The 15,553-nt window shown below is 69.5% G+C and carries 16 protein-coding genes; 3 read left to right on the top strand and 13 right to left on the bottom strand.

What is annotated here, in order from left to right; translation table 11 throughout:
• Nucleotides 1–137: 137 nt before the first annotated feature.
• From FY030_RS07080 to FY030_RS07070, 3 genes are all read left to right on the top strand, one after another.
• Entirely contained in the window at nucleotides 138–1,577 is a 1,440-nt protein-coding gene (locus FY030_RS07080; protein WP_192498763.1) for an L-lactate permease, read from the top strand.
• 293 nt (nucleotides 1,578–1,870) lie between these two features.
• Nucleotides 1,871–3,079, top strand: a complete 1,209-nt coding sequence (locus FY030_RS07075) for a glycosyltransferase (protein WP_158060896.1) — start codon at nucleotides 1,871–1,873, stop codon at nucleotides 3,077–3,079.
• Nucleotides 3,080–3,099: 20 nt separating this feature from the next.
• A complete protein-coding gene (locus FY030_RS07070) occupies nucleotides 3,100–4,167 on the top strand; it encodes a glycosyltransferase family 4 protein (protein ID WP_158060895.1) in 1,068 nt (355 codons plus the stop codon).
• Here the strand turns inward: FY030_RS07070 and FY030_RS16345 are convergent.
• From FY030_RS16345 to FY030_RS07010, 13 genes are all read right to left on the bottom strand, one after another.
• Nucleotides 4,164–4,778 carry a hypothetical protein gene (locus FY030_RS16345; RefSeq protein ID WP_192498762.1) on the bottom strand — a complete coding sequence of 205 codons (615 nt, stop codon included), beginning with the start codon at nucleotides 4,776–4,778 and terminating at the stop codon, nucleotides 4,164–4,166. The genes FY030_RS07070 and FY030_RS16345 overlap by 4 nt on opposite strands.
• A 204-nt stretch (nucleotides 4,779–4,982) precedes the next feature.
• The gene (locus FY030_RS07060; protein ID WP_158060894.1) at nucleotides 4,983–5,327 is read right to left on the bottom strand and encodes a CrcB family protein; all 345 of its coding nucleotides are present in this window, start codon (nucleotides 5,325–5,327) and stop codon (nucleotides 4,983–4,985) included.
• A 5-nt stretch (nucleotides 5,328–5,332) separates the two neighbouring features.
• Nucleotides 5,333–5,722 carry a fluoride efflux transporter FluC gene (locus FY030_RS07055; RefSeq protein ID WP_192498761.1) on the bottom strand — a complete coding sequence of 130 codons (390 nt, stop codon included), beginning with the start codon at nucleotides 5,720–5,722 and terminating at the stop codon, nucleotides 5,333–5,335.
• An 84-nt stretch (nucleotides 5,723–5,806) separates the two neighbouring features.
• Nucleotides 5,807–5,941: a hypothetical protein gene (locus FY030_RS17060; protein ID WP_272950547.1), complete on the bottom strand. Its 135-nt coding sequence runs from the start codon at nucleotides 5,939–5,941 to the stop codon at nucleotides 5,807–5,809.
• Nucleotides 5,942–6,161: 220 nt separating this feature from the next.
• On the bottom strand, nucleotides 6,162–6,620 hold the full coding sequence (locus tag FY030_RS07050; protein ID WP_158060892.1) for an SRPBCC family protein: 459 nt from the start codon (nucleotides 6,618–6,620) through the stop codon (nucleotides 6,162–6,164).
• An 85-nt stretch (nucleotides 6,621–6,705) separates the two neighbouring features.
• Nucleotides 6,706–7,611 carry a carbohydrate ABC transporter permease gene (locus FY030_RS07045; RefSeq protein ID WP_158060891.1) on the bottom strand — a complete coding sequence of 302 codons (906 nt, stop codon included), beginning with the start codon at nucleotides 7,609–7,611 and terminating at the stop codon, nucleotides 6,706–6,708.
• Nucleotides 7,608–8,558: a carbohydrate ABC transporter permease gene (locus tag FY030_RS07040; protein WP_158060890.1), complete on the bottom strand. Its 951-nt coding sequence runs from the start codon at nucleotides 8,556–8,558 to the stop codon at nucleotides 7,608–7,610. Before FY030_RS07040 ends, FY030_RS07045 begins: the two co-directional genes overlap by 4 nt.
• Before the next feature lie 11 nt (nucleotides 8,559–8,569).
• Nucleotides 8,570–9,901 carry an ABC transporter substrate-binding protein gene (locus tag FY030_RS07035; RefSeq protein WP_158060889.1) on the bottom strand — a complete coding sequence of 444 codons (1,332 nt, stop codon included), beginning with the start codon at nucleotides 9,899–9,901 and terminating at the stop codon, nucleotides 8,570–8,572.
• 61 nt (nucleotides 9,902–9,962) lie between these two features.
• A complete protein-coding gene (locus FY030_RS16340; RefSeq protein WP_192498760.1) occupies nucleotides 9,963–10,115 on the bottom strand; it encodes a hypothetical protein in 153 nt (50 codons plus the stop codon).
• A complete protein-coding gene (locus tag FY030_RS07025) occupies nucleotides 10,112–11,935 on the bottom strand; it encodes a flavin-containing monooxygenase (RefSeq protein WP_158060887.1) in 1,824 nt (607 codons plus the stop codon). Before FY030_RS07025 ends, FY030_RS16340 begins: the two co-directional genes overlap by 4 nt.
• Nucleotides 11,936–11,999: 64 nt before the next feature.
• Nucleotides 12,000–13,361, bottom strand: coding sequence for a GntP family permease (locus FY030_RS07020; protein ID WP_158060886.1), 1,362 nt, complete (start codon nucleotides 13,359–13,361; stop codon nucleotides 12,000–12,002).
• Between the two features lie 188 nt (nucleotides 13,362–13,549).
• Nucleotides 13,550–14,320 (bottom strand): enoyl-CoA hydratase, encoded by a 771-nt coding sequence (locus FY030_RS07015; RefSeq protein ID WP_192498759.1) that lies wholly within the window; start codon nucleotides 14,318–14,320, stop codon nucleotides 13,550–13,552.
• Complete coding sequence (locus FY030_RS07010; RefSeq protein ID WP_158060884.1) at nucleotides 14,320–15,513, bottom strand: CaiB/BaiF CoA transferase family protein; 1,194 nt, start codon at nucleotides 15,511–15,513, stop codon at nucleotides 14,320–14,322. The genes FY030_RS07015 and FY030_RS07010 overlap by 1 nt, the downstream gene beginning before the upstream one ends.
• Nucleotides 15,514–15,553: the final 40 nt, after the last annotated feature.

Raw genomic sequence — 15,553 nt, 5'->3', positions numbered from 1 at the left:
ATCCAGGTCGTCACTACCGGCCCATCGGGATGCGACCGCACGTCGTGGTTCTCCCACCGTGGGGCGCCGCGTGCGAGGCGGGCCCTGACGGCGGCCGGTGCCGCTCGCTATGGTCCCGGGGTGATCAGGATCAGACCTTGACGCAGGCGGCGCTGGCTAGCCTGCCCCTCGTCGTCGTCTCGGTGCTGCTGACCCTGCGGGTGTCGGCAATGCGCTCAGCGACGGCAGGGATCCTGGCCGCCGGGGTGCTGATCGCCACCGCGTTCTCGGACCGGGCCGGCGAGGTGGGGCCGGGGCTGCTGCGGTGGCTGCCGACCGCCGTAGAGGTGGTGGTCATCATCGCCGCCGGCATCGCGCTGGCCCGCATCCTGGGCGCGTCCGGCGCGCAGGGCGTGTTAGCGGGGTGGCTGGGCCAGGTGACCGGCGGCCCGCTCGCGACGGCCCTGCTCGTGGTGCACGGGGTGACGCCCTTCGCGGAGTCGGTGACCGGTTTCGGCGTGGGGGTGCTGGTCGGGGTGCCGCTGCTGGCCGCCGCCGGCTTCAGCCCGCACCGGTCGGCGGTATTGGGGCTGCTCGGGCTGTGCGCCGTGCCGTGGGGCGCGCTCGGACCGGGCACGATCATCGCGGGGCGCCTGATCGGCGAGACGCCGGAGGCAGTAGGCATCGCGACGGCCTGGCCCAACCTGGTGGTGACGGTCGGCGTCGGGATTGCCGCAACGCTCATGGTCCCCGGGGGCCGCTCCCCCGGCGCGCTGGTGGCAGGGATCGTGTCGGGTCTGGTGCTCGGGGTCGGGATCCTGCTCTCTAGCCTGTTCATCGGTATGGCGCCCTCCGGCGCCCTGGGTGGCCTGCTCGCCGTCCTCGCGCACCTGGCCTGGCGGCGGGCGCACGGCACCCGCATCACCTTGCCGCGGCAGGTGCGCCACGCGCTGGGGCCCTACTTCCTCCTGCTGGGCGGCATCCTCGCCAGCACCGTGGCCGTGACGACGCTGGGCGTCACCGGCCCGTGGGCCTCTGTCACCTCCCCCGCACTGTGGCTGGTCCTCACCTGCCTCTTCGCGCTGCGCTGGCTGGGCGTCGACCGGGCCACCAGCCGTCTACTGGCTGACGATGTCGGCCGCCTGGGGCGACAGACCGCCCTGCCCACCGCTGCCTTCCTGCTGCTCGGCGTCCTCATGGTCCTGGGCGGACTCACCGTGCCGATCGGCGAGGCGATCCAGGCCACCGGCGCCCTGGCGCTCGTGCTCGGCCCGGCCCTCGGCGCCTTCGGCGGCTTCATCACCGGCTCCGGCGCCGGGGCGAACGCGATGTTCGCCGCGGCGCAGGCGACGGTGGCCGAGGGCCTCGGGGTCTGCGTGTTGGCCTTCGTGGGGGTGCAGAACGCCGCGGCTGGAGTGCTCACCATGGCCTCCCCCGCGAGGGTGCTGCTGGCGGTCCGCAGCGTGCCGATGGACGTAGCCGCGGCCGGTGTCTCATCCGGCCAGCCGGCCACGGTGGCCAAGGTCACCCGCGAGGTGCTGCTCGTGGACGTCGTGATCGTGCTGACGCTGGGGCTATGGAACGTGGTGCTGCTGTAGCCGGACGCGCCACCACGGCACCCGGGCCAGAACCGGGACGGCACGGCCGCCGGCCACCGTCTGGCCAGCCTTCACCCTCGACGGCGGGGCGACGCCCGTTGCCCAGAGGGGAGGTGCCCAGGTTCTTCCCACTCCTGAGGGCTTCGACACGTCACCATCTTCGATGACGTCGCGGACTCCCAGGTCAGTTCGTCCCGAGAAGCACTTGCCGACCCGACATCCACGTCCTGGTCGGACGCGCCGTAGACTGCGGGGTGATGGTATATCCGGCCGATTTCATACAGCATCGGACCATGGGATTCTTCACCAGCCTCGACGCGCGTCGGCGTGGTGCCCGGCCGCGCCGTGTCCTGCTGTTGAGTGACTCCTACCGGCCGACTGTCAACGGCGTGGTCACCTCCATCGACGAGCTTCGCCGGGGCCTGCTGGAGGCGGGGCACGACGTCCGCGTCCTGACCGTCGGCCCCGGACGACGCACCACCTTCGATGGCAGTGTCTACCGGCTGCCCTCCCTGGACGCCAGCCCCATCTACCCCCACGCCAGGGTCGGGCGCCTGGTCGACTCCGCCACCTTCGCCGACCTGGTCGCCTGGCGGCCGGATGTGCTCCACTCGCACACCGAGTTCTCCGCGTTCTGGTGGGCCTGGCGGCTGGCCAACCGGCTCGACGCACCGCACGTGCACACCTACCACACGCTCTACGCCGACTACACCCACTACTTCTTCCCGCACAAGGGCGCCGGTCGCGCCCTGTGCGCCGGCTTCGCGCGGCAGACGCTCAACCGGACGACCACGGTGATCGCCCCCACGGCCAAGATCGAGAAGCTACTCCTCAGGTATGGCGTGTCCGTCCCGATCGCGGTCGTCCCCACCGGGGTGGACCTGACCCGGTTTACGCCTGGGGCCCCCTCGGCGAGCTTGCGGGAATCGCTCGGCCTGACGCCCGGCATACCCGTCATCCTCAGCCTGGGTCGGCTGGCCGCGGAGAAGAGCGTCACCGAGACCATCGACCTGCTCGCCCGCGTCCGGGACACGCCCTGGCAACTGGTGCTCGCCGGGGACGGCCCGCAGGCCGGGATGCTGCGTGAGCGGGTGGAGGGCCACGGCATGACGGACCGGGTGCGGTTCGCTGGCGCGGTCGACCCGGCCCAGGTGCCCGACTACTACCGCTTGGCCGACGTCTTCGTCTCCGCCTCCCGCAGCGAGACCCAAGGGCTGACCTTCCTGGAGGCACTGGCCAGCGGTGTCCCGGTGCTGTGCCGGGACGACGCCTCCCTGGACGGGATGGTGCAGGGTGGTGACAACGGCTACCGCTACCGCGAGCCCGAGGAGTTCACCCAGGTGATGACCCGGCTGCTGCGCGAGCCCGCGCTGCGGGACCGGTGGGCCGACGGGGCCCTTCAGACGGCCTCGGGATTCGGGCGCGCAGCCTTCGTCGACGCCGTCTGCGCGACCTACGACCGGGCCCGCGGCTCTGCCGGCACCGCGAGGTGGGCGGCCTGAGCACGCGCCTGGTCGTCAACATGGCCAGCGAGAGCGACATCTCGGTGCAGGGGCACGGCGTGCACACGGCATACATCGAACTGGCAGACGCGCTGGAGCGTCGCGACGACATCACGCTGGTGCGCGGTCGCTACCGCAGCAGGGTGGAGTGCGACGTCTACCACCTGCACACCATCGGGGCGGCAATGTGGCGCAAGCTCCGCGACCCCCGGGCGAAGAAGGTCGTGTCGGCGCACGTGATCCCCGACTCGCTGGTCGGTTCAATCCGGCTGGCGAGGCACTGGCGGCCCGTGGCACGGCGCTACATGCAGTGGTTCTACACCCGGGCTGACAAGGTCCTGGCGGTGTCGAGCACGGTAGCGCGGGCCCTCGAGGACGAGCTCAAGGTGCCCAAGGACAGGATCGAGGTCCTCCACAACACCATTGACATGCAGGCCTACCGGACGACTCCGAGGGACCGGGCAGCAGCGCGTCAGCGCCTGCAGCTCGCCCAGGACGCCTTCGTCGTGGTGGGGGTGGGCCAGGTGCAGCCGCGCAAGCGGGTCGACGTCTTCCACGAACTCGCCCGCCAGCAACCTGGGACAGTCTTCATCTGGGTGGGGGGCATCCCGTTCAAGCACCTGGGGGCCGAGCACGGCTCGATGCGACGCCTCGTGGAGCGGGCACCGGACAACCTGCTCGTCACCGGCGTGCTGCCGCACCCCCAAGTCAAGACGTACCTGCAGGCGGCTGACGTCTTCTGCCTGCCCGCGGAGCAGGAGAACCACCCGATGTGCATCCTCGAGGCAGCCGGCGTGGGCCTGCCGATCGTGGCGCGCGACCTACCGGAGTATGACGACACCTTCGGCGACGATCTCCTGCGCTGTGCGGACGACACCTTCGCCGCCGCCATCAGCCTCCTGCGCGCGGATCGTTGCGAGCGGGCGAGATGGCGGCAGAGGTCCGCGAGGATCGCGAACCGCTTCGACAGCTCAGCGGCGGCCGAACGTCTGGTCGGCATCTACCGGGATCTCGCCTCGCCCAGCCGGACAACGGGGCCCTCTCCCGTGGCAGCGGAACGACGACCATCATCCCCCGATGAGCACTAGCTGACCGCAGGCGGCTGCGCGGGCATAGCTTCCCTGGTGCCGTAGCGCGCCAGCAGCACCGTGGCCGCGGTCAACAGCGTGATCGCGGCGGCGACCGCCGTGATGGCGACCGCCACCTCCACCGTGACCGCCCCCATGAGCGCCAAGACGAGACCCGTCCCACCGAGGACGGCCAGCACGAGGCCCGCCACGCCGAAGATGCTCTCAGCAAAGACCCGTGCCAGCGGCAGGAAGTGTAAGCCGACCACCAACGCAGCGATGAGCGGAACCCAACCGATGCGGCCGGTCGCGATGCAGATGGAGATGGCCACCGAGAAGATCACCGCCTGCGCGAGGTTGGTGATCACGAAGACCCGACGGCGCTGGGCAGCGCTGAGCTCGGAGCCCACGGCAGCGTCCGCCTGCGCGAAGTCCCGGCCCCGGGCAACAGCCCACAGCACCCCCGCCCACAAGACCGCGATGCCCGTAGCCACCACCGCCAGGGGTGTGGACAGGGCGGACAACGGGATCAGGATCAACGTCCAGGCCACGCCGAAGGCGCAGAGCACGGTGATGCCGACCCGGGTGTTGTCCACCACCGTGACCGGCTCCGGGGCGCGAGAGGCATCCACCGCCCCACCGTCCCACACACCTGCTCAGCCACGTCTGCACCTGTGCCATGAACGAGATCTGCGCGTCGAGCTAGCCCCTCCCGATCTCGCCTGGCGCTGATTGCAGCGCGAGCTAGGGCCAGTGCGGTCCTGGACATACTGGACGCCGCGGAGCCCACCCTCGTCGGCCAGGCGATCCGGGAGCGGTTCGGGGAGTAGCGATGCTCAGCCCAGCAGGGTCAGGGTGAGGAGTGCTGCGCCGAGGCCCAGGACCAGGTTGAGGAGCAGGTATGCGGCGGCGAACCCGGGTGCGCGCGGGCCCAGCTGGGCCGTCTGCACGGCCAGCGTGCTCCACGTGGTGAGAGCACCGCACACGCCGGTCCCCAGCAGGAGCATCACCACCGGCGACTCCACGAGTGCGACCACCGCTCCGAGGCCGGCCGAGCCGACGGTGTTGGCGACGAGCACGCCGCGCAGCCTCCCCCACGGCCCAGAGACGAGGAGGAGTCGCACGACCGCTCCGGCAGCACCGCCGACGGCGACGGCGAGGACCGCCCAGCCCCACGTCATACCCGTCACGCCGCCCCCCGTGCCCGACGCACCCACGTGGTGGCCAGCCCGGCAGCGGCGACACAGAGCAGCGGTGTCACCACGAAGTAGGTGAGCGCCACGGCGGGGTCTGCGCCTCCCAGGAGAGCCACCTGCACCGCGTACGTGGAGAAGGTGGTGAACCCACCCAGCACGCCGGTCGTGAGAAACGCCCCCAGCACACCGGAGCCGCCCCCGCGGTCCAGCACCTCGACGACGACCCCCAGCAGGGCCGACCCCAGCACGTTCACCAGCAGGGTCCCCCACGGGAGCGTCCCCCAGGCGCCCGGCATCAGCACGTCGACGAACCACCTGAGGAGGCTGCCCACGGCGCCGCCGGCGGAGACGGCGAGCAGGGTCCGGGCCGTGAGCGTCACGGAGTGAGCGTAACCACCGGCAAGGGGCCGCCAGCTCGGCCCGATCAGACCCGTGGCCGCCGGGCGGTGAGCAGAAGCCCCAGGTCAGCGCTTCTTGGGGTGCAGGGTGGTCTCGATGCCAGAGGCATGCTCAGTCTTGGCCCTCTTGTCCGCCCGCTTCTCCTTGATCGACTTGCCGGACTTTTTGGAGAGGGAGTTGCGCGGAGACTTGTCAGCCATGGTGTGTCCCTTGGTGGCGGTACCTGAACGATCCCGATCCAGGCAGCCTACGCCCTGGTGCTGGGATGCGGTGGGCGACCGATCAGCCGCAACGGCCGCAACGGCCGCGTCGAGTCCAGCGACGGCCTGCTGGCCTGGCCGTCGGCGATGCCGACAACGCAGCGGACCCGGCCGCCTCAGGGCGGCCGGGTCCGCTGCTGACGCGGTGGTGAGGCGTGGGTCAGTCGCGCGGCACGTCGCCGCGCCAGGCGCCGGTCTCCACGCCGCGCGACTCGATGAAGTCCTTGAACCGCTTGGCATCGGCCTTGACGCGGCGGTCGTCTACTCCGATGACGGCCCCGGCCTTCTCCACCAGGCCCTTGGGGTCCCAGTCCATCTGGATGGTGACGCGGGTGGTGTCGTCGTCCAACTTGTGGAAGGTGACCACACCGGCCTGCTGGAGGTCGCCGTCCACGGTGGTCCAGGCGATGCGCTCCTCGGGGTGCTGCTCGGAGATCTCGGTGACGAACTCGCGAGCCACCCCGCCGACCTTAACCTTCCACCGGTTGCGGGTGTCGGTCTCCTGGGTGATGGACTCCACGCCCTCCATGAACTCGGGGAACGTCTCGAACTGGGTCCACTGGTCGTACGCCACCCGGATTGGGACGTTGACGTCGACGGACTCGGTGACCTGAGCCATGGCATACCTCCGTGTGTCGGTGAATCAGGGACACCACCATGCAACAACACCTGCCGCCGCGGTGCGCGGCCAAGCTGCGTGCGCTCTACTTCAGCCCGGTGGAGGCGATGCCTTGCACGATCTGGCGCTGGAACAGCAGGAAGGCGACCAGCACGGGGATGATCGAGACGACCGACATCACCAGGACGAGGTTGAACGGCACGACCTCCTGGCTGGCGAACTGCGAGAGCGCCACCGGAAGAGTGCGGGTGTTCTGGTCGGTCACGACGAGGGGCCACAGGAAATCGTTCCAGCGCCACAGCACGGAGAAGATGGCCAGCACCGCCAGCGCGGGGCGGCATAGCGGCAGCACGATCCGCAGGAAGATGCGCAGCTCGCTGGCGCCGTCGACGCGAGCTGAGTCGATGAGCTCATCGGGGATGGTGAGCATGTACTGCCGCAGCAGGAACACCCCCGTGGGGGTCGCGACCGCCGGGATGATCACGCCCCACAGGGAGTTGACCAGCCCCAGCTGGGCAGTGATCTGGTAGACGGGGATGAGGATGACCTGTAGCGGGATCATGATCGTCGCCAGGGTCACGAGAAACAGGAAGTCACGGCCGCGGAAGTTGTACTTCGCCAGCGCGTAGGCCGCCAGCGAGTTGACCACGAGCGTCAGCGCGGTGGCGACCACGGTGACGAAGACGCTGTTCCCCAGGGCCCGGACGAAAGCAAACGCGCCCAGCGCCTCCGTGTAGTTGCCCGGCATCCACTCCCGGGGGACGAGGGTCGGCGGGCGCAGCGCCAGTTCTGCAGGGGTCTTGAACGAGCCGAGCACGACCCACAGCAGCGGGATGAGCACGACCAGGCTCAGCGCGATCAGGACGGTCGCGCGCGAGACGTCGGCCAGGCTCGGGGGCCGGCCCGACGTAGAAGTCCATCGGCGCCGGGGATCCTGGGGGGTACGCGGTGGCGCGACCGGTTCAACCGCGCCGGGGAGCACCGCGCTCATGTCGCCTCCCTCCGACGCCCGATGAACCAGTTGACCAGGGTGAAGCTGAGCACGACCAGGAAGAGGACGACCGAGGCCGCCGCCGCCATGCCGTACTCCCGCCGGGGCCCGAAGGCGTTGTCGTAGATGAACTGCACCATCAGGGTGGTGCCCCCGACCGGGCCGCCGCCGGTGAGGTTGTAGATGTAGTCGAAGGCCTGGAAGCCGTTGATCGTCGCCAGGATCAGCACCACCATCACCGTCGGCATGAGCAGCGGCAGCGTGATGCCCCAGAACTGCTGGGACCTGCTGGCGCCGTCGACCGAGGCCGCCTCGTACAACGACCCGTCGATCGACTGCAGGCCGGCAAGGGCGATCATCGTGTAGAAGCCGACGTTGGTCCAGAGGCCGACGGCGATGATGCTCAGCATCGCCAGCCGCCCATCGACGAGCCAGGGCATCTCCGGGCCACCGATGGCCTGCAGGCCGGCGTTGACGAGCCCCCCGCGCCGCTCCAGCATCCAGCGCCACATCAGGCCGACCACGACCGGGGAGAGCAGCACCGGCAGGAAGAAGACCGCCCGGAAGAAGGAGCGGCCCCGGAGCTGGGCGTTGAGCGCGACGGCCAACAGCACCGCGCACACCACGCTGAGCGCCACGAACCCGGCGACGTAGACGAGCGTGTTGGTCAGGGCCGACCAGAAGCGGTCGTCTGCCCCGATCGCCCGGTAGTTGTCCAGGCCCGCCCACTCGAACGATCTGCCGGTGGTGCTGGCGTAGAGCGAGATGTTGAAGCCGTTGATCGCCGGCCAGATGGTGAACAGGCCGAAGATCAGCATGTTCGGCAGCAGGAAGAGGTACGGCGTCAGCACGGTCCCGCCGGGACGGTAGCGGGGCCGGCGCCGGGTGGGCGCCGGCCCTGCCGCTGCTGCGGGCGCGTCGGGCGTGGCAGGGGGGCGACTGGTCATGGGACGAGCCGTCAATCACCGAGCGTGCTGCTCAGGTCCTCCATCGCCTCGGGCAGCTCTAGCTGGCCGGCGACGACCTGGGCGTAGAACTCCACGAACTCGGTCGCGGCCGCCCCAAACTCCGGGGAGTAGGCAGAGGCGTAGGCCGCCTCAGGGGTGCGGGGGATGTCCTCGAGGAAGACGTTCATGTCCTCGCTGCGCGAGGCGTACTCCACGCCGTCCTCCACCAGGTCGGCCCGGGTGGGCAAGAAGTTGGAGGCGTCGACGAACTGGCGCTGCTGCTCGGTGTCGTTCATCCACCATAGGAACAGCGCGGTGAGCTCGGGCTCGTCGGTGTCGGCGAAGCCGGCCATGAACTTGCCGCCCGGGAAGCCTCCGCACTCGGTCATGCAGGGGTTGGGTGCCGCGGCCCATTCGAACGGCGCGTTAGCCTCGAACTGGGCGACCTGCCAGTTGCCGGAGAGATAGACCGGGACCTGCTGGGCGAGGAAGACCTCGTTCGCCCCGGCATACCTCGTGCCCGAGTCGAGCCAGAAGTCACGGGGCGAGCTGCCGTCCTCGATCATGCTGGTCAGCGCTTGCAGCGCCTCGGTCGCCAGGTCCGGGTCGAGCACACCCGTCTCCGCGTCGACGAGGTAGGTGCCGTTCTGGGACAGCACGGTGGACAGTCGGTGGCCAGACTTATCCAGCGCGAAGGCGAACTCGGTGCCGACTGCTTCCTGCACGCTAGCAGCGGCCTCCATCATCTCTTCCCAGGTCCACGGGTCCTCGGGGTCTGGCAGGTCGACACCCGCCTCCTGGAACTGCTCGACGTTGACGAACGGACCGTTCATCGTCAGGTCGGAGGGCACGGCCACCAGTTGGTCGCCCTGCTGCATGGGCGCCCGCAGACCCTCGATGAAGGTCTCCGGGTAGTCCGCCCCCACGTAGGGGGTCAGATCCAGCAGGTCGCCCTCGAACGGTGCCGTCGCCGTGATCCGGGCCACGTCCGGTGCCTGGCCGCCGGACAGGCGGGTCTGCAAGGTGGTCTCGAGGTCTGAGAAGGGCACGATCTCCAGGTTCACCGTGACGCCGTACTCCTCTTCGAAGGCGGAGATGAGCTCCTCGGTCGAGGCCTGATCCGGGCCGTCAGTGAAGTACAGGTAGTTGAGGGAGCCGCCCTCGACGTCCTCGCGGGTCAGCTCCTGCACGCTTGCGGTTGCTTCCCCCGCCGTGCCTCCGTCGTCGTCCTCGACCGGATCCCCCGAGGAGTCCGTGCCCCCTGGCGCGCATGACGCCAGGACGAGGGCCAGGGGCGGGGCGAGCGCCAGGAGTCGGGTGCGGGTGCTGAGCCGTCGTGTCATGGTCTGTTCCTCCTCGAACGCCACCGATCGGACTGAGCTGTCCCGATCCTGGAAGACCCTACTACTCCGGATCAAGGGACGATGGTCGAGCAGGCTCCTGCGCCACGTCTTCTGCGGTCAGCGCGTCATCCAGCCCGGCCCGCTCCACGACCGGCAGACCGGCGCCCACCTCGTCGGCGCACGCCAGGCGGTTCCCCGGCGGCTGAGCGCTCACGCCTTGTGGTGCACCTCCTGCAGCCGGTAGACCGGCGTCTCGATCCCCTCGAACCGCGCCTTGAGCTGCAGCGCCAGGTATAGCGAGTAGTGGCGTGACTGATGCAGGTTGCCGCCGTGGAACCACAGCGCCTCCTGCTGGGTCGGCTTCCACATGTTGCGCTGCTCGCCCTCCCACGGGCCGGGGTCCTTGGTCGTGTCCGAGCCCAGGCCCCAGACCTTGCCGACCTTGTCCGCGACCTCCTGGCTGATGAGGTCCGCGGCCCAGCCGTTCATCGACCCGTAGCCGGTGGCGTAGACGACCAGGTCGGCCGGCAGCTCGGTGCCGTCCTCCAGCACCACTGCGTCCTCGGTGAGGTGGTCCACCTGGCCGTGCACCAGCTTGACCTGCCCGTCGGCCACCAGCTCGGCGGCACCGACGTCGATGTAGTAGCCGGAGCCGCGGCGCAGGTACTTCATGAACAGGCCCGACCCGTCGTCGCCGAAGTCGAGCCAGAAGCCGGCCTGCTCCATCCGGTCGTAGAAGTCCTTGTCCCGCTCCTTCATCTGCTCATAGAGCGGGATCTGGAACTCGTGCATGATCCGGTAGGGCAGCGAGGCGAAGGTCATGTCCGCCTTCTCGGTGGTGACGCCGGCCTCGAGGGCACGCTCGGAGTAGAGGTCGCCCAGGCCGATGTCCATCAGCGTCTCGCTTTTGACGATGTGGGTGGAGCTGCGCTGCACCATGGTCACGTCCGCGTCGTGCTCCCAGAGCGCTCCGCAGATGTCGAAGGCGCTGTTGTTGCTGCCGATGACGACGACCTTCTTGCCTGCGTAGGCGTCCGGCCCGGGGTGGGCCGAGGAGTGGTGCTGGTCGCCACGGAAGACGTCCTGACCGGGGACGTCCGGGACGTTGGGCTTGCCCGACATCCCGGTGGCAAGCACCAGCTGCCGGGGTCGGAGGGTGAGCGGCTTGCCCTCGCGCTCCACCTCGACCACCCACTCCCCCGCGTCCTGGTGGTATGCCGCGCTCGTCGCCACGGTGCTGCCCCAGTAGGGCACCTCCATGACCTTGGTGTAGGACTCGAGCCAGTCGGCGATCTTGTCCTTCGGCGCGAACACCGGCCAGTTGTCCGGGAACTTCAGGTAGGGCAGGTGGTCGTACCAGACCGGGTCGTGCAGACACAGGGACTTGTAGCGGCTGCGCCACTGGTCCCCTGGCCGCGGATGCTTGTCGATGACCAACGCCGGGACACCCAGCTGCCGCAGACGCGCGCCCAGCGCGATCCCGCCCTGGCCACCGCCGACGACAAGGACGTAGGGCTGCGTGGAGCTGCCCAGGCTCTCGGCCTCCTGCTGGCGCTGCTCCAACCAGGTCAGGCGACTCTTGTCCGCACCGTGCTCGGCGCCCATCTTCCGGCGCGTCGTCCGCGGCTCCTCGTGGCCCTTGAGCTCCTGCAGCGCGGTGAGGAAGGTCCAGGCACCCTCGTCCTTCAGACGCAGGTGACCGCTCCCGCGGCCGACGACGGTCTCGAACTCGAACCAGGCGGTGATGCCCCCATCGTCCTTCGTGGGCGGCTCCGTGGTGCGGAAACCCGACGGCCTGACCTCGTCGAGGGTGTGCCGCAACAGGTCGGCCACCCCCTCACGGTCCTCCACCGTGGTGATGTTCCAGGTGAAGGCGATCAGGTCGCGCCAGAACGAGGTGGGCGCGAACATCTCGGCCGCTCGCTCCACGTCGCCTGCCGTCAGTGCGTCCTCGAACGCGGAGAACCACTCGTCGACGCGCAACTGCGGGTCGGTGGTCTCCGGGTTCGTGGTGGGCTCGAGGGTCTGGGTCATGGTCGCTCCTCCTACACAGTGCTGTGACCTGGAGCACACCACGACCGGACCCCGCGCGCAAGGCTCAGACGACGCCGATCGCCCACAGGATGACGACGCACGCCATGGCCACGACGCCGTTCACCAGCGTGACACCGCCGTAGGAGATGAGCGCGGACTTCAGCGGCATCCTGGACAGCGAGGTGCAGACCCAGAAGTAGCTCGAGTTCACGTACTTGACGATGATCGAACCGGACGCGGCGGCGAGCATCGCTGCCTCAGGCGACAGGTCCACCTGGCCCAGCAGGGGTGCGGTGATGGAGGCCGCCGTGATGACACCGACCGTGGTCGAGCCGGTGATGATGTTGCCGACGATGCCGAGCACGAAGGGGAGGAAGATGATGGGCAGGCCGGTCGCGGCCACGCCCTCGGCGATGACGTCGACGGCGGGGGTCCCGCGCAGGACCTGGCTCAGCGAGCCACCCAGGCCGGTCACCATGATGATCATGGCCGACCCGCGCAGAGCCTCCTCGACCCACGCGTCTCGACGGTCCTCGGAGTCCTTCTTGCCGGTCATCTTGATCGACAGGATGTAGGCGATGATGACGCCGACGCCGAGGGCGAAGACGGGCCAGCTGACGAAGGTGATGAACTCGTGGGCGAAGGTGCCCTCGTCCAGGAGCAGGTTCGCAAAGCTGCCACCGGCGATCAGGATGAGCGGCACGACGATGGGCGCATAGGACAGGCCGATCGGGGGAAGCTTCTTGCCCTTCTCGGCGAACGACTGGCCGAGGAACTCCTCGGACGGCGGGGAGGTGACCCTGCTGCCGATGAGCATCGCGTAGCCCCACCCTGCGAGCGATGCCACGAAGGTGATCCCGGAGCCGATCAGGATCACCCTGCCCAGGTCGGCCTCGAGCAGCGCGACCGCCGCGAGCGGACCCGGGGTGGGCGGCACCATGGCGTGGGTGGTCTGCATCGCACCGACGAGCCCGGTCGCCATGGTGGCCATCGAGGCACCGCTGGCGATCGCCGCACCGTGGACCAGAGGGTTGAGGATGACGTAGCCGACGTCGGAGAAGATGGCGATGCCGATGATGAAGCCGGCGAAGGTCAACGCCAGCGGCATGCGCTGACGTCCGACGAGCTTGATCATCGAGTCGGTGATGCGCTCGACGCCACCAGAGCGCTTGAGCATCTCGGCGATCAGGGAGCCGAGCACGATCACCACCGCGATCTCCTCGATCGTGCCGCCGAAGCCGGAGACGAAGGCATCGACGAACGCGCCGCGGTCCACGCCCGGCAGGAACGCGAACAGGATGATCGGCAGCAGCAGGGCCGTGAAGACGTGCCACTTGTACCGCGCGATCAGGAAGAACAGCACGATGATCACCGCGCCGAACCCGATCAGTGTGAGCGGCACACTGTCGAGGATGACGTCGTCCATGGACTCCTCCTTGAGTCTCGACCCCAGTCACCTAGCGGTCTGAGTAGGTTTCTGCAGAGCGGTACCGACCTTCCACAAAGCGGAAGGCTCTCAACAGCAGGCCCAGTATGGGCAGCCCCTGACCGGGCTGTCAATGGCCTCAGTGGACCCACACCGAGATCGGCGAACAAGCCCCTGTCCTGTTCTGGCTACAGTCCCCGCCAGACCGGGCGAGCCTTGTCGACGAACGCCCGGACGCCGTCGCGGAAGTCCTCACTGCCGTAGACCCGGGCAATCATCTCCTCCTCGGTGGTGGGAAGTGGCACGCCGGCGGTCGCCCGCAGCATGCTGCGCGAGGCCCACAGCGTCAGCGGGGCGTGCGCGGCGAGGCGACCCACCACCTCGGAGACCATCGCGTTGAACCCCTCCGTCGGTGCCACCTCCTGGACGAAGCCGACGTCCAGCATGCGGGCGGCGGGAAGCAAGCGGCCCAGGAGGAGCAGCTCGCCAGCGGTCCCCCGGCCCATGAGCCGCACCAGCCGGTCGACGTTGGGGGCGGACAGGCAGTTGCCCAGGGTGCGGGCGATCGGCACGCCGAAGAACGCCGTCTCGTCGGCGACGCGCAGGTCGCACGCGGCGGCGAGCGCGAGCCCTCCCCCGACGCACGCGCCCTCGACCGCCGCGACGGTGACGGCGTCGACGGAGGCCAGCGTCGACACGATCTCCTCGACGCGCTCCTCATACCGGACCCCGTCTGACCCGTCCTCGAACTCCAGGAACTGGCTGATGTCGGTCCCGGCCACGAACGCCCCGCCCGAGCCGCGCAGCAGCAGCACACGAAGGCTCTCATCCGCGTTCACCCTGGCGCAGGCCTGGACCAGAGCCTCATACATCGCCCAGGTCATCGCGTTGCGGGCCTCTGGGCGGTTGAAGGTGACGGCGAGGACCGGGCCTTCAACGCTCGTGGTCAGCTGCGCCATCAGCCCTCCTCGGCCGGGGACTCGCGAGGGTTCGGAGCGGGGTCCCGCTGGTCCTGCAGGAGCGGGGCAAGCACCCGTTCGGTGTCGGCGCCGAGGTCCGGGCCGGGGCCGTCGCGTCTGGTCCGCAGGCGACGGAAGCGCACCGGGCTGCCCAGCTGACGTTGCGGCCCGAGCTCCTCGGACTCTGCGTCCCAGAAGAACTCCCGCTCGCGCAGATGCTCGGAGTCGAACACCGCGTCGAACTCAGCCACTGGCGCGCAGGGCACGCCGACCGCCTCCAGCCGCTCCAGAAGCTGGACGGAGGTCAGCGTCCGGGTATGCCGTTCCAGGGTCGAGATGAGCTCCTCGCGGTGGTCGAAGCGGGTCTGGGAGGTCGCGTAGCGCTCGTCTTCCAGGAGCTCCTCCGCGTCGAGCACCTGGCACAGGGCCTGCCACGTCGCTGGGGTGATGGCTCCGAGGGTGACGTAGCCGTCCTGGGTCGGCATCGCCTGGTAGGGCGCCTGCGACTGGTGGGCCGAGCCGTGCCTGCCGCCCGCCCGGCCGCCGCCGAAGTGCTTGCCCGCCTCCCATACCGCCAGCGACACCGCCGACTCGTAGAGCGAGACGTCGATGACGTCGCCGCGGCCGGTGAGGTCCCGGTCCCGCAGCGCGGCCAGGATGCCAATGGTGCAGTAGAGCCCGGCGGACAGGTCGGCGACCGGTATGCCGAGCTTGGCCGGCTCACCGTCGGGCTCGCCGGTGATGCTCATCAGGCCCGAGCGCGCCTGAGCCATGATGTCCAACCCCGGCTGCGGGGCCAGCGGGCCGGTCTGACCCCATCCGGATACGGAGCAGTAGACCAGCCGCGGGTTGCGCTGCAGGAGCACGTCCGGGCCGAGCCCGGCGCGGGAGAGCGCTCCGGGGCGCAGATTCTCCACAAGCACGTCCGCATCGTCGAGAAGCGCCAGCATCGCCGCGTGCCCTTCGGGCGTCTTGAAGTCAATCGCCACCGACTCCTTGTTGCGGTTCAGCCGCAAGAACGGCGAGGACCGTCCGTGCACCATGGGGCCGACCTGGCGGGTGGGGTCCGGCATGGTCGGCGACTCCACCTTGATCACCCGTGCACCGAGGTCGGCGAGGTGCATGGCGGCGAACGGAGCCGCCATGAACACCCCGACCTCGACGACGGTAATGCCCGCAAGCGGTGCCTCCATGTGGTGCACGGCTCCTTTACCCAGAGACGGATGTCGCGCG

Origin of the sequence: Ornithinimicrobium pratense (assembly GCF_008843165.1) — a bacterium.
GTDB classification, from domain to species: Bacteria; Actinomycetota; Actinomycetes; order Actinomycetales; family Dermatophilaceae; genus Ornithinicoccus; species Ornithinicoccus pratensis.
This window is presented reverse-complemented; position numbering and strand designations above follow the sequence as displayed.